General features: G+C 41.8%; 21 protein-coding genes. 5 read left to right on the forward strand and 16 right to left on the reverse strand.

The features are described from left to right. Nucleotides 1–4: 4 nt before the first annotated feature. A complete protein-coding gene (locus tag RTL34_RS08600) occupies nt 5–1021 on the reverse strand; it encodes an AAA family ATPase (RefSeq protein WP_203171275.1) in 1017 nt (338 codons plus the stop codon). A gap of 60 nt (nt 1022–1081) precedes the next feature. Next, nucleotides 1082–2416 (reverse strand): valine--pyruvate transaminase, encoded by a 1335-nt coding sequence (locus RTL34_RS08605; protein ID WP_312116217.1) that lies wholly within the window; start codon nt 2414–2416, stop codon nt 1082–1084. A 104-nt stretch (nt 2417–2520) separates the two neighbouring features. On the opposite strand from RTL34_RS08605, the gene RTL34_RS08610 reads away from it, so the two are divergent. After that, nucleotides 2521–3897 carry an ATP-binding protein gene (locus tag RTL34_RS08610; RefSeq protein ID WP_312116219.1) on the forward strand — a complete coding sequence of 459 codons (1377 nt, stop codon included), beginning with the start codon at nt 2521–2523 and terminating at the stop codon, nt 3895–3897. Nucleotides 3898–4007: 110 nt separating this feature from the next. On the opposite strand, the gene RTL34_RS08615 is transcribed toward RTL34_RS08610, so the two are convergent. The 12 genes from RTL34_RS08615 to RTL34_RS08670 form a co-directional block, all read right to left on the reverse strand. Beyond that, entirely contained in the window at nt 4008–4217 is a 210-nt protein-coding gene (locus RTL34_RS08615; RefSeq protein WP_312116221.1) for a hypothetical protein, read from the reverse strand. A 97-nt stretch (nt 4218–4314) separates the two neighbouring features. Then, a complete protein-coding gene (locus RTL34_RS08620) occupies nt 4315–6009 on the reverse strand; it encodes an ATP-binding protein (RefSeq protein ID WP_312116223.1) in 1695 nt (564 codons plus the stop codon). 208 nt (nt 6010–6217) lie between these two features. Beyond that, nucleotides 6218–6925: a response regulator gene (locus tag RTL34_RS08625; RefSeq protein WP_007115827.1), complete on the reverse strand. Its 708-nt coding sequence runs from the start codon at nt 6923–6925 to the stop codon at nt 6218–6220. A gap of 385 nt (nt 6926–7310) precedes the next feature. Continuing rightward, nucleotides 7311–7727 (reverse strand): F0F1 ATP synthase subunit epsilon, encoded by a 417-nt coding sequence (locus RTL34_RS08630; protein ID WP_065253551.1) that lies wholly within the window; start codon nt 7725–7727, stop codon nt 7311–7313. Between the two features lie 81 nt (nt 7728–7808). Continuing rightward, nucleotides 7809–9209 (reverse strand): F0F1 ATP synthase subunit beta, encoded by a 1401-nt coding sequence (gene atpD / locus RTL34_RS08635; RefSeq protein ID WP_007115825.1) that lies wholly within the window; start codon nt 9207–9209, stop codon nt 7809–7811. 25 nt (nt 9210–9234) lie between these two features. Continuing rightward, complete coding sequence (gene atpG / locus RTL34_RS08640; RefSeq protein ID WP_284034977.1) at nt 9235–10113, reverse strand: F0F1 ATP synthase subunit gamma; 879 nt, start codon at nt 10111–10113, stop codon at nt 9235–9237. Nucleotides 10114–10254: 141 nt separating this feature from the next. Then, nucleotides 10255–11799: a F0F1 ATP synthase subunit alpha gene (gene atpA, locus RTL34_RS08645; RefSeq protein ID WP_144918688.1), complete on the reverse strand. Its 1545-nt coding sequence runs from the start codon at nt 11797–11799 to the stop codon at nt 10255–10257. Between the two features lie 47 nt (nt 11800–11846). Beyond that, on the reverse strand, nt 11847–12449 hold the full coding sequence (locus RTL34_RS08650) for a F0F1 ATP synthase subunit delta (RefSeq protein WP_076775457.1): 603 nt from the start codon (nt 12447–12449) through the stop codon (nt 11847–11849). A gap of 25 nt (nt 12450–12474) precedes the next feature. Then, complete coding sequence (locus tag RTL34_RS08655; RefSeq protein WP_036594652.1) at nt 12475–12945, reverse strand: F0F1 ATP synthase subunit B; 471 nt, start codon at nt 12943–12945, stop codon at nt 12475–12477. Between the two features lie 79 nt (nt 12946–13024). After that, a complete protein-coding gene (gene atpE, locus RTL34_RS08660) occupies nt 13025–13267 on the reverse strand; it encodes a F0F1 ATP synthase subunit C (RefSeq protein ID WP_007115820.1) in 243 nt (80 codons plus the stop codon). A 27-nt stretch (nt 13268–13294) separates the two neighbouring features. Further along, on the reverse strand, nt 13295–14170 hold the full coding sequence (gene atpB, locus RTL34_RS08665; RefSeq protein WP_007115819.1) for a F0F1 ATP synthase subunit A: 876 nt from the start codon (nt 14168–14170) through the stop codon (nt 13295–13297). 467 nt (nt 14171–14637) lie between these two features. After that, a complete protein-coding gene (locus tag RTL34_RS08670; RefSeq protein WP_312116233.1) occupies nt 14638–15039 on the reverse strand; it encodes an ATP synthase subunit I in 402 nt (133 codons plus the stop codon). A gap of 244 nt (nt 15040–15283) precedes the next feature. Here RTL34_RS08670 and RTL34_RS08675 point away from each other — a divergent pair, with 244 nt between their 5' ends. From RTL34_RS08675 to gluQRS, 4 genes are all read left to right on the forward strand, one after another. Then, a complete protein-coding gene (locus tag RTL34_RS08675; protein WP_312116235.1) occupies nt 15284–15823 on the forward strand; it encodes a Fur family transcriptional regulator in 540 nt (179 codons plus the stop codon). A 181-nt stretch (nt 15824–16004) separates the two neighbouring features. Then, nucleotides 16005–16832: a metallophosphoesterase gene (locus tag RTL34_RS08680; protein WP_312116237.1), complete on the forward strand. Its 828-nt coding sequence runs from the start codon at nt 16005–16007 to the stop codon at nt 16830–16832. A 225-nt stretch (nt 16833–17057) separates the two neighbouring features. Then, nucleotides 17058–17495, forward strand: coding sequence for an RNA polymerase-binding protein DksA (gene dksA / locus RTL34_RS08685; RefSeq protein ID WP_007115815.1), 438 nt, complete (start codon nt 17058–17060; stop codon nt 17493–17495). Next, nucleotides 17488–18450: a tRNA glutamyl-Q(34) synthetase GluQRS gene (gene gluQRS / locus RTL34_RS08690; RefSeq protein ID WP_312116239.1), complete on the forward strand. Its 963-nt coding sequence runs from the start codon at nt 17488–17490 to the stop codon at nt 18448–18450. Before dksA ends, gluQRS begins: the two co-directional genes overlap by 8 nt. Here the strand turns inward: gluQRS and ftsW are convergent. Continuing rightward, on the reverse strand, nt 18447–19655 hold the full coding sequence (gene ftsW, locus RTL34_RS08695) for a putative lipid II flippase FtsW (RefSeq protein WP_203171267.1): 1209 nt from the start codon (nt 19653–19655) through the stop codon (nt 18447–18449). The two genes, gluQRS and ftsW, sit on opposite strands and share 4 nt — an antisense overlap. 37 nt (nt 19656–19692) lie before the next feature. Further along, a complete protein-coding gene (gene murD, locus RTL34_RS08700) occupies nt 19693–21078 on the reverse strand; it encodes a UDP-N-acetylmuramoyl-L-alanine--D-glutamate ligase (RefSeq protein WP_312116250.1) in 1386 nt (461 codons plus the stop codon). Nucleotides 21079–21489 lie beyond the last annotated feature (411 nt).

Raw genomic sequence — 21489 nt, forward strand, 5'->3', positions numbered from 1 at the left:
TAACTTAAATTCCTTGAAACTCTTGCTCAAATAACCGAATAGACTCATTGATAATTTCAGTCTCTGGTAATCCATCTTCAAGAAGACAAGTTTGCTCCCATTCACCATTTTCATTGGCCATTAGTGTGGGAATATGCATTTGATTTTTATTAGCAATTAACAATAGCTTTTTAATGACATAATAAGAATGAGTCGCTAAAAAAAACTGAATCCCTGCTTGAGACAGTACATAAATAATATCAAGCAACTCAACAATAGCAGTAGGATGCAAAGCAGATTCAGGCTCATCAATAAATACGATTGAATCTTTATCTAAATATCTATTTCCCAAAAGTGTATCAAGAATAGCAACCTTTTTAATACCTTCTGCAGTTGTCATTATGGAAAACTTACTATTTCCTTTTTTATAAATCCAACTTTGACCTTTAGCATCAAACTCTACCTTCCCTGAAAACATTTTTTCCAGTTGCTTACGAGAGCTTGCAAAAGCATCTAAATTCCGCCCTTTTTGAGTTGGTATTTTTAGTGCTTTAACTAAATCAACATAGGTAGCATCAAAACCAAAAAGTTTATCAATAACAGCAGATTTGTAAATTACATCTATCAATGACAAAACTTCTTTAGGTGGTAAAAAAATAGAATTAGATTCCCTTTTGGTAAGATTATTCTCTATATTAGCTACTTTTACACTAGTATCTTTGCCAAAACTGAAAAATAGCGAGCTTTCATCCTCTAAAGTAATGGTTGTTGACAGTTTCTTACCATCACCTTTTGTGACGATATCACCAATTTTTTCAGTTTGAAAAGTCCAATATAGTTTATCACTTAAAACTTCAGAAAAATCTTGATTAGAATTACCTCTGTTAGATTCTTCATGGCTACGAAGTACACTATATAATGCCTTGAGTAAAAAAGTCTTACCTGTACTATTTTTGCCAAGAATTAGATTAATTTTTCCTAGTCTTTTTCCATGAACTTCATTAATTGGTCCATAATTTTTTAATTCAAAATCCTTAAGCATTCTGATCTCACATCATTAAATTTTATGAAATTGATAAACTAATATAACTTAATAAATCAATCAATTAAATCGATTTTGTACTTTATAAACTTCCCTCACCACTTCCCCAATCGTAGCAATCCCTTTTTTCAGCGTGTCATCATCTTGGGCGATGCTTAGGCGGATACACTCATGGGCGTGTTTAAAGTTTTCAGTATCCACGCCAACAAAGAAATGCTCGCTAGGGATAATCAATGTGCCTTTGGCTTTTAATCGCTCATACAACTCAACCGTGGTTATCGGCAAATCTTTAAACCATACCCACAGGAAAATCGCGCCTTCAGGCTTGTGGATTTTCATCGCATTGTTATAGGGGCTTGGCAAGTCGCCCAGTTCTTGTTTTAGCAGCTGCACCGCTAATTTGGCTTGTCCTTGATAAAACGGACGAATATGATTGTCTGACAAATCTTTTAGCCGGTCATCTTGTAGTAGTGGCGTCGCAATCGCCGCGCCAAAACGGGTCGGCGCTAGATTAACAATGGCGTTTAGGCTGCTAATCGCTTTGACCACCTGCGGATTGGCGACCACAATCCCTGTACGCACCCCAGGCAAACCGATTTTTGATAGGCTAAAGCACAAAATAATTTGCTCATTCCAATTGAGTGTGGCTTGGCTATAGATGATATTGGGAAACGGCATCCCATACGCATTGTCGATAATCAGGGGGATATCAAAGCGCTTGGCAATCGCTTCAAGGCGTGCCATTTCGTCATCGGTCAGCACGTTGCCTGTTGGGTTGGTCGGGCGTGAGCAGCAAATTGCCCCGATTTCGCCGTTGTGCAATTCAGCCAAATTTTCTAGCGTGTCAAAATCGACTCGGTATTTAAAAAAGCCGTCTTCACCTTGATGTTGCACAAATTCGATGCTGGGTGGCACTGCGATAAAATGCTGCCCATCCACATGGGCATCGGCATAACCCACATATTCTGGAGCAAGTGGTAATAGAATTTTTTTATCAATGCCGCCTTGTGCTTGATCGTCAAACTGCCCACCAAACAAGTTAAATAAATAAAAAAATGCGTTTTGTGAGCCATTGGTCAGGGCGATATTGTCTGTGGTAAGTCCCCAATCATAATGGCGATTAAAAAAATCTACCAATGCGGCAATAAACTTGGCATCGCCCTGCGGCGTTGAATAGTTTCCGATATTTTCGATGGCCATTGAGCCCATATCACCTTTAGCTAAGGTTTTAAACACCGACCAATAGGTTTGGTTAACTTTATCAATACGTGCTGGATTGCCACCGCCGAGCATATTAATCGGTTGCTCACTGTTAAGCGCGTTGCCCAAATCATCCATTAACTGCAAAATACCGCTGTTTTTGGTAAACTTTTCACCAAACTTTGAAAACTGCATGATTGCCCCTTTAATTTTGCCAAGCTATCTGCGTATTATAACAGGATGCCAGTGCCGTTGCCCGTTTTGGCTAAGCTGTAAACCCACCATCAGGATACCCCAGCATGAAACCGCATTTACCCAAACTTAAAGGCTATAGCCACACTTGGCAAACCACCTTGATGGTGATGTTGATGGTACTGGTGAGCGTGGCGTTGTCGCTGTGGTTTTTTTGGCGCAGTCTGTATTTACCAGAGCTACAAAACCATGCGACTTATCTTGCCCATCAGCTGTTGATGATTGATAAAGCGGATAAAGATTTTAAAAACAATCCCGAGCTTAAAAATTGGATTATTGACGCCTCACATATTAACGTGATTACTGACCCACAACAGATACCCTCTTTTCAAGAAAAAACCTTGGTAGATTATTTTACCCAGCAGATGGCAACACAGATGGAAACCGTGATGCAGCGTCCTGTATCGGTCAATTTTAAATTCAAACCCGTACCGATTTTGTATATTCAAGACAGCGCGCATCCGGATGTTTGGCTGCAAGAGCCTGTCAAGTTTTATGCCAAATATAGCCCAACGTCGATTTATTTTTTCTTATTGGGGATTCCGCTTGCCACGTTGCTGACCATTTTGTTTTTGGTCAGACAATTAAATCGCCCGCTCAAACGCCTACAAAAAGTGGCGATTGATTACATCACCCTTGGGCACGCCAACAATTTGGCGACCAATGAAGGCTCAACAGAGATTCGTCAGGTGAATTTGGCATTTAACCGACTGTTTCATAACCTGACCCAAACCCAAAAAGAACGCAATATTATGCTCGCTGGTATTTCCCATGATTTGCGCACGCCACTGACGCGGATGCGACTCACAGCCGAGATGCTACCCGATGAGTTTTTGCGTGAAGGGCTAGTGTATGATATTGAGGACATGGACGCGATTTTGGAGCAGTTTATTTCATTTATGAAAGATGGCTCAGATGAAGCGGTACGATTGACCAATATGCGTCCCATCATTAACGAGATTGTGGTGCAATTTGCCCCTACCCCATTTATTATCGATATCCAAGAAGATCTGCCCAGTGTGCCATTGCGACCTTTATCCATTAAACGTCTCATTGTTAATTTGGTCAATAATGCTTGTCGCTATGGTCAGCCGCCCATTCATATTGAGATTAGCATTGATAATGCTCTACAGCCTACCGAGCAAGTGGTCACCGATGAAAATCTAACGCCAGAGATAACCTCTAGACAAAAATACTTAACCATTAAAGTTAGCGATGAAGGGCAAGGCGTTGCCGAAGATCAGCTTGAGCGGATTATGCAGCCGTTTGAGCGGGGCGAAACGGCACGTACCACGCAAGGGAGTGGACTTGGGCTTGCGATTGTAAGCCGCATTACTCACCTGCACAATGGTAGCGTCATCGCTCGTAATCAGCCCAATGGCGGCGGTTTAGTAGTGGTGGTGAATATTCCGATTATAGAATAAAGATGACAAAAGACTAATTGGTTGCTTAATAGGTTAGGCTAATCATGATTCTTTAGTAACTTTGGTGTTGATAGCTTCGGTTTTGATAACTTTGGTTTGGGTAGCCATTTTTACTTTTTAGTACCAATCATGGGGGGTAGTTCACTTGACACATCGGTGGCTGTGACAGGATGAATCAATGCTGCGCGCGCCTGCGAGACGGACTGGCTTTCAGTAGGTTTGCGCAAAAAACTATAATAACCAAAAACCGCCATGTTGAGTACCACTAAGGCTAAAAACAGGTAACGCATGCCATCCTCGCTTGTGATGATTTCGCTCATCGGTTAATTGATGTGCGCAAATTTTGCTAAACCATTGCATAACTCACTAAAATTTAGCCCAGTCTGAGCTAATTTGCAAGTGTCACTGGTAACGAGCTTATGACCCTTGCGCTTGCGTATATTTTTTCTCGCTACTTTTTTGGGTAATTTCATCGGCTTCAATACTTGAAGCTAGCTGGCTTTTCGGCCACTTCATGATAAATCGCGCCCCACCCAAGGTAGGGCTTTCATCTACTGACATGCGACCATTAAACCAAAACGCAATTCGAGACACGATTGATAAGCCGAGACCATAACCACCCGAGGCACGGGTACGACTATCATCCAAACGCGCAAATGGGATAAAGACTTTTTCACGGTCTTTTTCTGGAATACCCTGTCCATCATCTTCCACACTGATAAAGGCTTCATTTTTTTCTAAGCCTGCTGAGATGATAATAGTGCTTTCGGCATACCGGGTGGCATTACCTGCCAAGTTTTGCAACACGCGGTGTAAATAGCGTCTATCGGCTTGTGCAAACGCACCTTTTTGCATGTTGCCTACTTTGACGGTGATAGATTTACCAAGCGCATTGGTCTCACGGACAATCTGCGAAACGAGTTCTTGCAAATCGACATCTTCCCAGTCCATTTTAGGTGAGCCTTCCTCAAGCTTGGCATAGGTCAAAATTTCATCAATTAAGCCATTGAGCGATTCAATATCCTGATCGATATAATCACGCTGACTCATCCGATCTTCATAATCATCCGTATCAGCTAGCATATCCACGGCAAAGCGAATACGTGCTACTGGGGTGCGCAGCTCATGAGATACGGCACGGGTCAACTCGCGCTGTGATTCAATCAAACGGCGGATGTGCTCAGTCATACTATTAAAGGTTGCGGCTAGATGGGCAATTTCATCTTCGCCCACGACTTTTACTTTGGTATTGAGCTTACCTTCGCGCACTTTAGTGATACCACTTTGAATGAGCTGCAATTTACGCTCTAATGGGAAAATTAGCGCATACACCCCTAAACTAATCAAGAACATACTAATGAGCGTGATACTAATAATCAGATTAAGCGGAAACCAGTTAAATAGCGGAATAGGTCCCAAATCCACCACGGTATCTTGGATTTCAGTCGGTGCTAATACCCTAATCGATGAATTCTCTACACTGGTATTGTCACGGAACATAATCACGATATCTTTGCGATACAGGCGCGCTTTTTGGTCGGTATCAAGCTGCAATTTATTAATAGATTGCAAAGTGAGCTTAAAAGGGAAAAATTTTTGAATTTGTTGCAAGCGTTGCTGTTTTTCTGCCAAGGTGCGATAGTAAGACAAATCATCGAGTAGCAACACGCCTATCCCTTTAATTTGTTGCTCATTGAGTTTATTGACGCTGACATGCAAGACGTTGTTCTCACCCGATACTTTATGATAAATCTCTGCGGTATTGGTATCGCCATTAAAACGTACTACGGCTTGTTGTTTGTTGAGTCGATTAATTTCGCTGGTTTTAAAATCCGCTTTTGAGGTCGGTTCGATTTCAAACTTAGTATCAAATAAAGTACTGACATCAGAGAGCCAAAAATTACGCTCTTGCGCCGTTACTTGGCGCGACAATCCTGAGTCAATGAGATAAAATGCCGCTGATGCCATATCCTCGCGATAAGTCTGTACGCGCTCTGCATTAATAGTGGTGATAAGCAGTTGCGCAAACAACGCAACCAACAAACAGATAAGTAACAGACCTGCATAAATCCGCAGAAAGATGGATTGGTTTAAGGACGATAATAGTGGCATAAAAATCTAGGGTTAAGGTCGAAAGATAATAGCCGTATTATTACCTAGCAAAATTAATATTACAATGTAAAATTCATGAAGCGATTGTCTAGTAACGTAGCAAATTGTTGTGCTAAATCTACCAATTACTAGGTAGCAAAATAAACAGCAATAAAAAAGCCAGCTTGATGCTGACTTTTTTATCGATACTGTGTTTATCAATACTATGTTAGTTTTCTTTGACAAACAGATAGCCTTTACTGCGAACGGTTTTGATACGTTTTGGGTTTTCTGGATCATCACCAATTTTTGGACGGATACGAGAAATACGTACATCAATCGAGCGGTCTTGACCATCATACTCGATACCACGCAGACGTTCAAAAATATCTTCACGCGATAAGATACGACCCGCATTGGATGCTAATAACCACAGCAAATCATATTCCGCACTGGTAAAGTCAACAAGCTCATCATTCAAAGTAACCGAACGACCGCCGTTATCAATAACCAAATCGCCAAATTCAAGACGCTGCGGCACTTCATCGGTTGGCGCGGTATCAGAGCGGCGCAATAGCGCACGAATACGTGCTAATAACACACGCGGTTGAACCGGTTTTGCCACATAGTCATCCGCACCCATTTCTAGACCTAATACTTGGTCCATATCTTCGGTACGCGCGGTTAACATTAAGATAGGGTTATGAAAATGAGGACGCACTTCACGGCATACCGTCAAACCGTCACTACCTGGCAACATCACATCAAGCACCACCATGTCAGGCTGCTCAGCCACAATACGACGAATGGCACGGTTACCATCAGTTTCAATTGCCACATCTAAACCATTTTTACGCAAATAATCTTGGGTCAAGGTGGCAAGACGCTCATCATCCTCTACAATCAATACGCGGGGTATCAACTCTTCTTCTGACATAATTTCCTCCAAAAAATTTTATACATACTCTTAATACTTATATCAGAATATATCTTTATTTATCTATCAGCAATAGGTAATGAAAGTTTACGTATTACCTGTACTACTACAATATAATTGAATTAATTTAGCGAAAAAATAGCCAATTTAATATTGTTAAAACGTAACTAAACATAAAAAAAGTATAAATACCACATATAACAAGCTTTAAAAACATACCATATAAGGTTGTCTATTTAATAACTGATAAAATTTTCTTGCTAGCTTTGGTTTAAAAGATAATTAGCAGATTTTTAAGCACTCTTGTTTTAAGCACTTATATCTTTAACCACCCATAAAAAAACAGTGGTCATAGCCACTGTCTTTAAACACGTTCGCATCAAAATTAGGCACGGTTTTTGAATTTTTGTAAGGTTTGCAATTGTGCCAAAGATTCTGCTAATGCTGCCAAAGCCGCAGAAGTGTCAATATCTGCTTTTTGATTTTGCAAGGTTTGTTCTGCATGACGACGTGCTTCCAAAATCTTGGCTTCATCTAAGTCATTTGCACGTACTGCCGTATCTGCCAATACCGTCACTAAATGCGGTTGTACTTCTAAAACACCACCTGACACATACACCATTTCATCATTACCATTGCTGGTTTTGATCTGCATAGTACCTGGTTTTAATAGCGTAATAAAAGGAATATGTCCTGGCAAAATACCGACTTCACCTTCTACACCAGTAGCAATTAACATGCTAATCTCACCAGAGTAGATAGTTTCTTTCGCACTGACGACATTACATTGTAAAGTTGCCACAGTTCTCTCCTATGGTATCGCAAAATTAGGTTGATAAAACCCTGTTAATATAGTTTAAATTAACAGGGTTTGATTGAGAAATTAGCCGCGTAGTTTTTCTGCTGCAGCAACCACTTCTTCAATACCACCTTTCATGTAGAATGCTTGTTCTGGCAAGTCATCATACTCACCATTCAAGATTGCTTTAAAACTTTGAATGGTTTCACGGATTGGTACGTATTTACCTGGTGAGCCGGTGAATACCTCTGCAACGTGGAAAGGTTGTGACAAGAAACGTTGGATTTTACGTGCACGGTACACTACTAATTTATCATCTTCTGATAATTCGTCCATACCCAAAATCGCAATAATGTCTTTCAACTCTTTAAAGCGTTGTAATACTTCTTGAACGCCACGAGCAACAGCATAGTGCTCTTCACCAATGACCAGTGGGTCTAACTGACGTGACGTTGAGTCTAGTGGGTCAACCGCTGGGTAAATACCTTGTGAGGCAATATCACGGCTCAATACAACTGTTGCGTCTAAGTGAGCAAAGGTTGTCGCGGGTGATGGGTCAGTCAAGTCATCCGCAGGAACGTATACCGCTTGAACCGAGGTGATAGAACCTGATTGGGTTGAAGTAATACGTTCTTGTAATACACCCATCTCTTCTGCAAGCGTTGGCTGATACCCTACCGCAGATGGCATACGACCTAATAATGCTGATACTTCAGTACCCGCTAGCGTGTAACGATAAATATTGTCAACGAACAATAATACGTCACGACCTTTACCGTTTTCATCTTTTTCGTCACGGAAGTATTCTGCCATGGTCAAACCTGTCAAGGCAACACGTAAACGGTTTCCTGGTGGCTCATTCATCTGACCATACACCATTGCCACTTTATCAAGTACGTTTGAGTCTTTCATCTCGTGGTAGAAGTCATTACCTTCACGGGTACGCTCACCTACACCAGCAAATACCGATAAACCTGAGTGTGCTTTTGCGATGTTGTTGATAAGTTCCATCATGTTAACGGTTTTACCAACACCCGCACCACCGAACAGACCGACTTTACCACCTTTAGCAAATGGGCATAGTAAGTCAATTACTTTAATACCCGTTTCTAAAAGCTCAGTAGAATTCGATTGTTCATCATAGCTTGGCGCTTCACGGTGAATCGCCCAAGTGTTGCTATGCTCTACCGGACCTGCTTCGTCGATTGGGCGTCCTAAAACATCCATGATACGACCTAGGGTGCCTTTACCCACAGGTACAGAGATTGGTGCGCCAGTATTACTAACTGGTAGACCACGTTTTAGACCTTCAGTAGAACCCATGGCGATAGTACGTACGATACCATCACCCAATTGTTGTTGTACTTCTAATGTAGTTTCTGTGCCTTCAACTTTTAAGGCATCATAAATTCTTGGTACGCTTTGACGGTCAAATTCAACGTCAATAACCGCGCCAATAATCTGTACAATACGACCGCTACTCATTACGCTCTCCTTGAATGTAGGTCAATTATGAAACAGCAGCAGCACCGCCAACGATTTCCGAAATTTCTCGGGTAATCGCCGCTTGACGCAGCTTGTTGTAAACCAATTGTAATTCGTTAATTAAGTTACCTGCGTTATCCGTTGCTGCTTTCATAGCAACCATACGTGCAGACTGTTCAGAAGCAATATTTTCTACCACGCCTTGATAGACGATTGATTCAACATAACGTCCCATTAAACCATCAAGCAGCTCTTTGGTAGTTGGCTCATAGATATAGTCCCAGCTGTGTTCACGATTTGCCATCGTTTCATCAACCAAAGACTCAGCCGCAATCGGTACTAAGCGTTGCACACTAGGATTTTGGGTCATGGCATTAACGAATTCGTTATATACCAGGTAAATCTCATCAATTTCGCCACGATTATACGCATCAAGCATTACTTGAACTGGCACACTAAGTTGCTCAAAGCTTGGGTTATCACCATAGTGAGTTTCCGCAGCAATCACCGTACCACCGAATGTTTTAAAGAAGCTCACGCCTTTTTGACCAATCACCGCAAAACGCGTTTCAACCGCTTGGCTCTTTTGTTGTTTAACGTGCTGCATCAATCTTTTGAATAAGTTGATATTCAAACCACCTGCAAGACCACGGTCAGAACTGACTACAATATAGCCAACACGATTAACCGGACGAGGTACTAGGTAAGGATGTTTGTAGTCTGGTGAAGCTTTAACTAGATGAGAAACCACTCGACGCATGCTATCAGCATAAGGACGACCTAGTTGCATACGTTCTTGGGCACGTCGCATCTTACTCGCTGCAACCATTTGCATGGCGCGAGTAATTTTCTGGGTACTTTTAATACTAGCAACTTTTGCTCGAATTTCTTTTAAACTTGCCATAAATAATCCATACAGCCATGTTTAGTTTCAGTCCACGCCCATTGATGTAACATGGACGAAATTTGGAAAAATGAACAAAGTAATCATAACCCCTTTGTTCATTTGTTCTATGACAATGCAGTTCTAAAATTTCAGTAAATCTTAGAATGAATGATTTTGCTTATAGTTTTCAATCGCTGATTTGAATTGGTTTGCGATATCATCATTATAGTTGGCAGTGTTATCAATGTCTGCCATAAAATCACCATGTTGGTCACGTAGGTAACGTAACAAACCTGCTTCAAATGCACCCACTTTGTTCACTGGGACATCAGCTAGATAACCTTCGTTAGAAGCATAAATTACCGCAGCTTGTTCAGCGATGCTCATTGGTGCGTATTGATTTTGTTTCATCAATTCAGTCACACGTTGACCATGGTCAAGCTGTTTACGGGTCGCGTCATCTAAGTCAGAAGCAAACTGTGCAAAAGCTGCCAATTCACGATACTGTGCCAATGCGGTACGGATACCACCTGACAATTTTTTGATGATTTTAGTTTGCGCTGCACCACCCACACGAGAAACTGAAATACCCGCATTCACCGCTGGACGGATACCTGAGTTAAACAAGCTTGACTCTAGGAATATCTGACCGTCGGTGATTGAAATCACGTTGGTTGGTACGAATGCTGATACGTCACCTGCTTGGGTTTCGATAATTGGTAAGGCAGTTAACGAACCTGTTTTACCTGTTACCGCACCGTTGGTGAATTTTTCTACATACTCAGCGCTTACACGTGAAGCGCGCTCTAATAGACGTGAGTGAAGGTAGAATACGTCACCTGGGTAAGCTTCACGTCCTGGTGGACGACGTAAAAGCAATGAAATTTGACGATAGGCTACGGCTTGTTTTGATAAATCATCATAAATGATAAGTGCATCTTCACCGCGGTCCCGGAAGTATTCACCCATAGTACAACCAGAGTATGGCGCGATGTACTGCAGCGCTGCAGGTTCAGAAGCAGATGCAACCACAACCGTTGTATAAGCTAATGCGCCCGTTTCTTCTAGTTTACGTACCACGTTTGCGATTGTTGAACGTTTTTGACCAACGGCTACGTATACACATTTAATGCCCGAGTGTTTTTGCGCGATGATCGCATCGATTGCCATGGCTGTTTTACCAGTTTGGCGGTCACCAATAATAAGCTCACGTTGACCACGTCCGATTGGAATCATGGTATCAACAGCTTTATAACCTGTCATTACTGGCTCATCAACTGATTGACGGTCGATAACGCCTGGGGCGATTTTTTCAACTTTATCCGTTAATTTGGCGTTAATTGGGCCTTTACCATCGATAGGATTACCCAGTGCATCTACCACACGACCTAAAAGCTCGGGTCCAACTGGTACTTCTAAAATACGACCAGTACAGTAAGCTTTTTGTCCTTCTTGGAGATTCAAGTATTCACCTAGAACAACCGCGCCGACTGAGTCTTGTTCAAGGTTTAGCGCCATACCATATACGCCACCTTCAAACTCAATCATTTCGCCGTACATGGCATCTTCAAGACCATGAATCTGTACGATACCGTCAGATACCATGACAATAGTGCCTTCGTTCTTTGCTGTGGCACCCGCAGTCAGGTCTTGAATTCGCTGCTTAATCAGATTACTGATTTCCGCTGGATTCAATTGTTGCATTGCACTGTTCCTTAATTTTTACTGACTAGAATCAATTTTGTTGAAATTTATGCCGTCAGCTGTGTTTTTAACTGTTTTAATTTGCCACGTACAGAGTCATCGATTACTTTGTCACCGACCTTAATCGTCACACCTGCAATTAGGGCAGGGTCTACATTGACATGTAGTACGACCTTCGCGCCTAGGGAGGTAGCAAGTCGGTGTTCAATGAGTTGCTCTTGCACTTGCGTTAATGGATATGCCGACGTGACATATGCATGAACTTCTTTTGCATCAGCGGCTTTTAATAAACCAAAACGCTCATTGATACTGGGTAATAATGCCAAACGATCTTGCTCTGCAAGTTGCGTCAAAAAATTAACAAAAGCATTGGAATCTGCTTGTGCCCCACCCTCAATAGCGGTGCTTAAAGTTTTAAACACGGTATTGCTATCTTCAGGTGAACTTTGGTTATAAAGGTCTTTTAAAGTAGCGACTTTAGCTTGTGCAGCAACTGCTGGATTATTGATATAATCGGCAAATGCTTTATCACTAACGATGGCATTCATCACGTTTAAGTAATCTTGCCACTCATTGACAGCGTGATGCTCTTTAGCATAATCAAATGCTGCTTTTGCATAGGGTCTTGCTAAGGTTGATAAATCAGCCATCATATCCTCACTGTACGGTTGCTACTTATAACTTGGCTGCCAATTGGTTTAACATATTGGCATGAGTTTCTGGATTGACCTTTTCTTGTAAGATTTTTTCGGCACCGAGTACGGCAAGTTCTGCAACCTGCGCGCGTAAACCTTCACGGGCTTTATTAATTTCTTGATCAATTGCTTCACGCGCTTGTTGACGAATACGTTCGCCTTCCACTTGTGCTTGCACTCTGGCATCTTCAATCATTTGATTGGCGCTTTTGTTCGCTTGGTCAATGAGTGAAGCGGCTTTTGCTTTTGCTGCAATAAGCTCTTGCTCTGCAGCTTGTGATGCAGTTGCTAAGTCTGCTTTGGCTTTTTCGGCAGCATTTAGGCCATCTGCGATTTTACGTTGGCGATCCGAAATAGCAGCAACCAAAGGCGGCCACACAAACTTCATGCAAAACATCACGAAGATGGCGAATGCAATCGATTGTCCAATTAGGGTTGCATTGATATTCACTTAGAATCCCTCGTTAATTAAGTTTCTTCAATCCTTGTCCACATAAGATGATGTGGACATTGTACTGATAGTGTACCTATTAACCTGCTAAAGGATTTGCGAATAACAATAACATTGCAATACCAACACCGATCATCGGTACGGCGTCAAGAAGACCTGCCACGATGAACATACGAGTTTGCAATTGTGAACCTAGTTCTGGTTGACGAGCGACGCCCTCTAAGAATTTGCCACCTAAGATTGCAAAGCCAATACCTGTGCCTAGTGCACCTAAACCGATTAGCAAAGCAACGGCAAGAACGGTCATACCTTCTAGAGTCATTGATGTATCCTCATTACTGTTTTGAAATTAATGTTCAGTTTGTGATGCAAGGCTAAGATAGACAATGGTTAGCATCATGAAAACGAACGCTTGCAAAGTGATTACTAAAATGTGGAAGATTGCCCACGGTACTGATAACACCCATTGAATCCAAAATGGCATAAGGGCGATTAACACAAAAATTAATTCACCTGCATACATGTTACCAAAAAGTCGTAAGCCAAGTGAGATAGGTTTTGCGATTAGAGTTACAAACTCTAGGATAAAGTTCACTGGAATCAATAAGATTTTAGCGATTGGGTTTTTTGCGCTAAATGGATGAAGGGTTAATTCACCAATAAAACCGCCAAAACCTTTTTCTTTAATACTATAAAAAATGATCAGTGCAAATACTGAGAACGACATACCAAGCGTCACATTTGGGTCAGTACTTGGTACGACTTTCATGTAAACATGGTGTGGGTTATGTCCTAGCAGACCACCAATTTTTTGTGCAATGACAGGCAAATAATCAACTGGCAGAAGATCCATGAAGTTCATCAAGAAAATCCACACAAAAATTGTCAGTGCTAATGGCGCAATAACCTTTGATGTGCCATGATAAGTATCACGAACGTTACTATCAACAAACTCCACAATCATTTCAATAAAAGCTTGCATTTTGCCGGGTACACCCGAGGTCGCTCTTTTTGCCACCATATAAAAAATGGCACAAAAAAGAACCCCTAAACCAATCGACCACAGCATTGAGTCTAAATGAATCGCATTGAAACCCATTTCAGAAGCTTGCTGTTTGGTTTCGGCAACTATCCAACCTTCTGTTGGGTGATTACCGAAAGTCCAGTTTGTCAAGTGGTGATTGATATACTCATTTGAAGTAATTTCTGCGTTTGCTTCTGCCATAATCTTAACTTCTTTTTTATATTGAGCCGATAATAGAGGGAGTTAGCGTCAGATATTTTGTCTAATCACAAAAATTTGTAACTTAACACTATAATCGTATCTAACTGAGCTGATGATACTCAATGAGAAGTGCAAACATGACGTCAAAGGCACATCGAGGCGTTTAAGCAATCTGCTTAACTAAGGTGATGAACCGTGAATAAACGAATTGTTTATCAACGTAATAATATAGGCTATCGACCTACTGTGTTTTGCTTGACTCAAATAAGTGGGTCATCAGTAAAACATATATGCAATTGCTTGAAAACTAATTCTTTTTAGCCAACTAGCGCTGAGCAATCGCACCTTTAAAAAATTTTCACTATATTAATTCAACTGTTACCTTTTTGTAAAGGATTAAATGGATTTATTTGTGATTTAGTTTAGGTTATTTCTTTTATTACCAAATAATTGTAAATAGCCTTTTTTCACCAAGGATTTCGGTAAGTGATAATGAGGTAGCTCATTTGCAAAATTAAGTATCCTGCGAATACCGCAATGGCGTTTAGCGGTTTTAACAGCAGAAAAATCAGTGCAAACCCAACAATGGTCAACACCCATTTTGCCATATGCGCTTGGTAAAAAAGATGAACAATTTGACGACGCTGCTGATAGCCCGATTTGCTCAGGGAAATTTTAGCAAAGATGATTTGACTCACCCACCCTAGCACACTACCTGCTAGCAGATTTTTACTCACCACATACTGGCTATTGCCTTGCCAAACATCCAACGCAACACCGATAGCAACCAGTCCAAGTATCAGCCACGACTGCTTGTTGATGGATTGTTGGATAGACTGTGGGTCAAATGGCTTGGCAGGTTTTGACATAGCAAAATAAGGGCTAGCTGATTGTGGGCAGGAATGATGAAATTAGTATAGCAGAATCTTGATTAAAAATTTGGCTAAAGGTTGTTTTATCTACGCTGACGTTAATCGCCAGTCATTATGGGTAGTGTGTTGTTAGACTTGTTATATTGTCGGGTAGTTTTATAGCCGAACTGCTAATTTCTCAGACAAATTATGCGGTTTTCATGCTAAAGTAATTTGATAGTTATTGATGATTTTATGTGATATGACCCAACGTTCTATTCAATCAACTGGAAGTTCTATTCAATCAGCCAATAGTTATGACGCAAATTGTCGCCACCTATCTATGTCTATGCCACAAATGACGCCTGAGCAGGTTGAAGCTCAGATTGCTCAGATAAAACAAGATTGCCAAGCGCAAGGTTTACGTTTTACGGCATTGCGAGAGCAAGTGTATCGTTTGATTTTACTTGCCGCGCAGCCTATTGGGGCGTATGAATTATTGGATTTGCTACAATCAGCGAGCGAAAAAGTCGTCGCACCGCCAACTGTATATCGTAGTTTGGAGTTTTTGCTCAGGCATGGTTTGGTTCATCAATTAAATTCCAGTAAGGCATTTTTTGCTTGTTCTCAGCCCACCGATCGCCATGTTGCCGCTTTTTTGGTCTGTCGATGCTGTGGCGAGGTGCAAGAGTTTAGCCACCCATCTATCCAGACCATGCTAACTGAGGTTGAGCAATCGACCAATTTTGCCACTCAGTCAAGCATTATTGAGCTTTCAGGTGTTTGTCAGCGCTGCCAATAGTCACCTTTTTTTATCGAATGCTTAGAATGAGACTCTGCAAACAATTATTTTGCTATTGTGTTTGTCAATTATGAGCATTTGTGATATAAAACATGCCTTATTTGATTGACTTAAGTCAATTAACCGTTGTTTGATAAAGTTGTACTGCCACGATTACCGTCATTATTCTAAGGATAACTGAGTGACGTTACTGCCAAGTTCGATATCACAACACCATGCTGATTATTTTTCAATTATTGAATTAAGTGATCTGCATCTTTTTAATGACCCTAATAAGTTAATGAATGGCGTTAATACCGCAGATACATTTGAGTCGGTATTATCCTTGGTCAAACAACAGCGCGATGATGTTGATTTGTTGGTACTGACGGGGGATTTATGCCATGAACCTACCCCGCAAAATTATGACCGTTTATTTGCAATCTTAGACGACGTCAACATTCCGTTTATAGCCATCCCAGGCAATCATGATGTGACCCTAGAGCTTGATCATCATCTACCTTTTGCCCAGCGCCGTCACTTGCCTGTCAAAGCAGATACTCGCCTGCAAAACTGCTATAGTATTGCCACCGATTATTGGGACTTACTGTTATTAGACTCCTCTTGTGAGGGACACAGTCATGGCAAAATTGACGAGCAGTCATTGCTGTGGCTGGCGCAACAGTTAGCGAACGCCAATCGTCCTTGTGCAATTTTTTGTCATCATCCGATGGTATTAATCGATTCAACATGGCTTGATGAGTACACCCTAATCAATGCGGACCGTTTTTGGGAAGTGGTAATGCCGTATCTAGACCGCATTAAAGCTATATTTGTCGGTCATATTCACCAAGAAATGCATAAGATTACTTATGGGATATCTGTGTTTGGCTGCCCATCAACTAGCCTACAGTTTAAACCCTTGTGTAAAGATTATACCATTGACGAAATTGCGCCTGGTTTACGTTGGATAAATTTATATAACAATGGGTTACTTGCAACTGGTATCAAAAGAACAGATACTATCTGACTAATTTTTCATGGTTGTTGAACTTATGTTCATAAACTTAATGTCGTGAAAGTTTGGTTAGCTTGTTTATTAAGGTTTTAGCGTTTATTTTAGTTTGATTTCATATACTGGCGAATTACAGTGTTTAAAGCGTTAATAACGCGATGTCATTGGCTTAAGTGCTGAACTCGTAATGAAATTGTAAACTTAAAATTGTATCACTATCGGTTTTTAAAGGAATTAGCTATGGCATCTGCCCAAAATGAACGTGAATTAAGCTTTACCCCATATCAGCCAGCGGCTGAAGAAGAATATATGAATGACGCACAACTTGCGCATTTTAGAAAAATTTTATTAGATTGGAAAGAGCAGTTAATTAGCGAAGCTGAATCGACCAAATCTTATATTCAAGATGAATCAACAGCGATGCCTGATATTAATGACCGCGCTACCCAAGAAGAAGAGTTTGCGTTGGCACTGCGCACGCGTGACCGTGAGCGTAAACTGATTCGCAAGATTGATAAATCGATTGCCGAGATTGACAGTGGCGACTACGGTTTTTGTGAGACTTGCGGTGTGGAGATTGGTGTGCGTCGTTTAGAAGCCCGTCCAACGGCAACCCAATGTATCGATTGCAAAACCTTATCAGAGATTAAAGAAAAACAAGCATGGGGTCATGCTTAATTTATCAACGCCTCCTGTTATTGGTCGCTTTGCTCCCTCTCCGACGGGAGCTTTGCATTTGGGGTCACTGGTGACTGCGATTGCCAGTTACTGTATCGCTAAGCAAGCGCAAGGCAAGTGGCTAGTACGCATTGAAGATACTGATACTGAGCGCTGTCATCCAAAATTTAGCGATTTGATTTTAGCAGATTTGGATCGATTAGGCTTGCACTGGGATGGTAACGTTCGTTACCAGTCGCAACACCTAGATACGTATCACGCGCTATTGGATGAGCAACTAAAAGCAGTAAGTTATGGCTGTGATTGCAGTCGTAAATCCCTGCAAACTTATCAACTCGCCCACCCCAATACCCAATACCCTTATCCTAGAATCTGTGTCCATAAGCGGCTATCGCGCGATCATGCCATTCGCTTAGTGATGCCAAATAACCCAATGCTTTTTTTCGATCAGCTGCAAGGGGTAATTTCAGGCAATCCGCAACGAGAACAGGGTGATATTGTGGTCAGAAGGCGGTGCATTGGGCGGTCTTTCTCAAATACGCCAACCGCCAGCAAAGGCATGATTAATTATATGCTTGCAGTGGTAATTGATGACGCGCAACAAAGCGTCAATCAAATCGTGCGGGGTCTGGATATATTACCATTGACGATACCGCAAATGGTCATCGCGGATTATTTAAATTTTCCCCCTAACCAATACTACTACCACTTACCCATTTTGGTGAATGCACAAGGGCAAAAGCTGTCTAAGCAAACGCTAGCAGAGCCGATTCACGCCTACCCTGCACCCCAACTTATCAAAACGGCACTGCAATTATTGCAACAGCCGCCGATTGATATGGATAAACCGACCACAATGCTCGAACAAGCGGTTTGCCAATGGGATCATACGCCGCTACAAGGCAAACAGCGTATTGAAGTCGATAGCTTACAAAATCTTTTGGCAACCTGTTAATAATAACGACATTGATTGGCAGGAATCGTTGGGCTTTCTTTGATAATTCGCATCAACAATCCGACGATAATCAGATTGACCACCATAGAAGAACCACCATAGCTAAAAAATGGCATGGTCAACCCTTTGGTAGGTAGCATCCCCATGGTCATGCCGGCATTAACAAAAATTTGCCCAAAGAACAAAATCCCAACCCCAAACGCAAAATAGCTTAAGCGTGTTTGGTGCCGTGCTAGCGCTTGGTAGCTAATGCGCATAACCGTGGTGACCAAAATAATTTGTAACACCAGTAAAAACGACACACCCACTAAGCCTAACTCTTCACCAGTAATCGCCAGTAAAAAGTCGGTATGCGCCTCCGGTAAATGGGAGAGTTTTTGGATACTTTCCCCATAGCCGACACCAAACCATTCACCTCGGGCAAAGGCTACAATACTGCGACCTAGCTGATAGTCACTATTTTTTAAGTCATCAAACGGATCTAAAAACGAGGTTACCCGTTTTAGTCGGTAACTTGCCCCCATAATCGCCATGGTGCCTGCCAAAAACATGGCACCCATGATGATAAAAAACTGGCGCATGGGTAAGCCGCCGACAAAAATCATCGCCGCAATACAGGTTGCAATAATCACCACCGAGCCAAAGTCAGGCTGCAACATGATAAATAAAATCAGCCCCATGGCTATCAGTGTTAGCCGCAAAAAGCCTTTCCAATGATTGCGAATCTCTTCCGATCGGCGCACCAGATAATCTGAGGTGTACAAAATCATCAACAATTTTGCCAATTCAGAGGGCTGAAAATTGATACCACCCAATTCAATCCAACGTTTACTACCGTTAATCACTGACCCACCGATTAGAGTATAAATAATCAGCAACAGACAAGCCAACAGCGCGTACATAATAAAATCTAAGCGAAACGTCTTGCGAAGCGGGATAAAATATACCAGTAAACCAAGAACTGCACCGATTCCCATATACGCCAGTTGGTGATAAAAAAAGTAAAAATCACCCAGTTTTTTGGTTTGTGCAAAAGGTATTGATGCGGACGCCACCATCAACAGACTAAATACCATAATGGTTGCCACCGTGGTTAATAGCACCGAATTGATGGGCGGAATCCACTGCCGGCTTTTCTTAGTAGAAGCGATGTTAGCTGAGAGGGATGAAGAAAGTGACGAAGAAGTCGAATGGGGCGCGGGCATAACACAACCTAAATATTAAAAATACACTAGCGAATGATTATTGTGGTTTGACTAAGCGTTGAAAAACTTGTCCACGTTCCACATAGCCACTAAACTGATCAAAACTTGCACAAGCAGGTGATAGCAATAATACGCCTAAAGCGGGGAATGTTGACTGGTCTTGCCAAGCTTGCTTGACCGCTTGTTCCATAGTTTGGCATTTGGTTAACACAATCCCTGCAGAATTTTGAGTATCTAGACCGGCTGATGCCAAATCAGCCGCGATTTTATCGGCATCTTCACCGATAAAGTACACCACTTGCGCATAAGCCATCAGGGATTTTGCCAGTTCAGCAAAGTTTTGACCTTTACCTTGCCCGCCCAAAATCACTGCAAGTTTTTTGCCTTTGGGTGCATATACTTTACCTAGCCCCAAAATTGCCGCGATGGTCGAGCCAATGTTAGTGCCTTTAGAGTCGTCAAAACAATCAAGCTGATGAGTAGTTGTGATAAATTCACAGCGATGTGGCAGCCCGACAAAGTTTTTTAATGTTGTCAACATACTCTCTAACGGCAGACCCGCCAACTCGCCAATTGCTAAGGCTGACAGCGCATTCACCAAATTATGTTCACCTTTGATCGGCACGTCTTTTTCATTGAGCAACCGCTCACGACCCCGGGCTAACCAGATTTCACCATCGCTATCTTTTATCAATCCGTACTGATTCATATCCGGTGCGTTACTACCAAAGGTAAGGGTGGGCATATCATCGGCTACCAACGGGCGACTAAGCAAGTCCTCGCGGTTGACCACAATGGATTGCACGCCTTGGAAGATTCGGTGTTTGGCTTGGTGATAGCCAAGCATATTGCCATGGCGATCTAGATGGTCAGGCGACATGTTAAGCACAGTGGCTACTTTAGCGGCCAAATTGGTGGTGGTCTGTAGTTGAAAGCTGGATAACTCAAGCACCGCCATCTGTATGGGCTCAAGTAGCAAATCAAGCGCGGGCGTTCCCAAGTTACCACCGACACCGACTTTTAACCCCGCATTTTTGACCATCTCGCCAACTAGGGTGGTGACGGTGCTTTTGGCATTAGAGCCGGTAATCGCAATAATCGGAATATCTCGCTGTTTAGCTACTTCATGGAACAATTGAATATCACTGACAATCGCGATTTTTTTCGCACGTGCGCCATCAAACACCGGCAAATAAGGGTCGATACCAGGACTGATAATAATGCGATCTGCCACTGCCAACAGCTCGCCATCTAATGCGCCAAACTTGGTCACTATATCGGTTGGCAAATGCTCGGCAAGTTTGGGCAGACCGGCATCGGTGACAGCTACGGGGTAGCCAAGCGCGTGTAAATAGTTGACTGCCGACAAGCCTGATTTGCCAAGTCCAACCACCACTTGTAATCCATTGCCACGTTGAATCATGCTTGATGCTGATGGCATGCTTTGGTTGGTTGAAGCAGGTGAAACGGGTGATTGGGTGGCAGAGAGTTGGCTCACGAGAATTCCTTGTAACACTTAAACTTGTAACACTTAAATAAAGGTACCGCTAACTAAGGCAATAACCATACTTGCCGCATAAGCTAAAAAACGTTTTCTATCATACCATTTTATGACAAAAAGTTTTGCGATTAAATGTGAGTTTTCATGTTTTGTAGTTGCTGCAATAAAAGGCAGTTTAAATGCTATGATTTTTGCGATGCGGATATACTTTTTATTTGTATTACCCAACAAATTTAACGATTTTAGGCAGTAAAATGCACTTTTTTGGTGCAATTATTTTGTTTTTATCGCTAATTATTAAAATAATTCTAAAATTTATCTACAAAATCGTTA

The organism is Moraxella sp. CTOTU47915 (assembly GCF_031986685.1).
GTDB lineage: Bacteria > Pseudomonadota > Gammaproteobacteria > Pseudomonadales > Moraxellaceae > Faucicola > Faucicola tetraodonis.

What these genes read in the sequence shown, in the direction of transcription:
- RTL34_RS08650 (WP_076775457.1), bottom strand. Translation starts at nt 12,449, where the DNA reads ATGGCTGATTTATCAACCTTAGCAAGACCCTATGCAAAAGCAGCATTT.
- atpG (WP_284034977.1), bottom strand. Translation starts at nt 10,113, where the DNA reads ATGGCAAGTTTAAAAGAAATTCGAGCAAAAGTTGCTAGTATTAAAAGT.
- RTL34_RS08675 (WP_312116235.1), top strand. Translation starts at nt 15,284, where the DNA reads ATGACCCAACGTTCTATTCAATCAACTGGAAGTTCTATTCAATCAGCC.
- RTL34_RS08670 (WP_312116233.1), bottom strand. Translation starts at nt 15,039, where the DNA reads ATGTCAAAACCTGCCAAGCCATTTGACCCACAGTCTATCCAACAATCC.
- RTL34_RS08625 (WP_007115827.1), bottom strand. Translation starts at nt 6,925, where the DNA reads ATGTCAGAAGAAGAGTTGATACCCCGCGTATTGATTGTAGAGGATGAT.
- murD (WP_312116250.1), bottom strand. Translation starts at nt 21,078, where the DNA reads ATGATTCAACGTGGCAATGGATTACAAGTGGTGGTTGGACTTGGCAAA.
- atpA (WP_144918688.1), bottom strand. Translation starts at nt 11,799, where the DNA reads ATGCAACAATTGAATCCAGCGGAAATCAGTAATCTGATTAAGCAGCGA.
- RTL34_RS08605 (WP_312116217.1), bottom strand. Translation starts at nt 2,416, where the DNA reads ATGCAGTTTTCAAAGTTTGGTGAAAAGTTTACCAAAAACAGCGGTATT.
- dksA (WP_007115815.1), top strand. Translation starts at nt 17,058, where the DNA reads ATGGCATCTGCCCAAAATGAACGTGAATTAAGCTTTACCCCATATCAG.
- atpD (WP_007115825.1), bottom strand. Translation starts at nt 9,209, where the DNA reads ATGAGTAGCGGTCGTATTGTACAGATTATTGGCGCGGTTATTGACGTT.
- RTL34_RS08600 (WP_203171275.1), bottom strand. Translation starts at nt 1,021, where the DNA reads ATGCTTAAGGATTTTGAATTAAAAAATTATGGACCAATTAATGAAGTT.
- gluQRS (WP_312116239.1), top strand. Translation starts at nt 17,488, where the DNA reads ATGCTTAATTTATCAACGCCTCCTGTTATTGGTCGCTTTGCTCCCTCT.
- RTL34_RS08615 (WP_312116221.1), bottom strand. Translation starts at nt 4,217, where the DNA reads ATGAGCGAAATCATCACAAGCGAGGATGGCATGCGTTACCTGTTTTTA.
- ftsW (WP_203171267.1), bottom strand. Translation starts at nt 19,655, where the DNA reads ATGCCCGCGCCCCATTCGACTTCTTCGTCACTTTCTTCATCCCTCTCA.
- atpE (WP_007115820.1), bottom strand. Translation starts at nt 13,267, where the DNA reads ATGACTCTAGAAGGTATGACCGTTCTTGCCGTTGCTTTGCTAATCGGT.
- atpB (WP_007115819.1), bottom strand. Translation starts at nt 14,170, where the DNA reads ATGGCAGAAGCAAACGCAGAAATTACTTCAAATGAGTATATCAATCAC.
- RTL34_RS08620 (WP_312116223.1), bottom strand. Translation starts at nt 6,009, where the DNA reads ATGCCACTATTATCGTCCTTAAACCAATCCATCTTTCTGCGGATTTAT.
- RTL34_RS08610 (WP_312116219.1), top strand. Translation starts at nt 2,521, where the DNA reads ATGAAACCGCATTTACCCAAACTTAAAGGCTATAGCCACACTTGGCAA.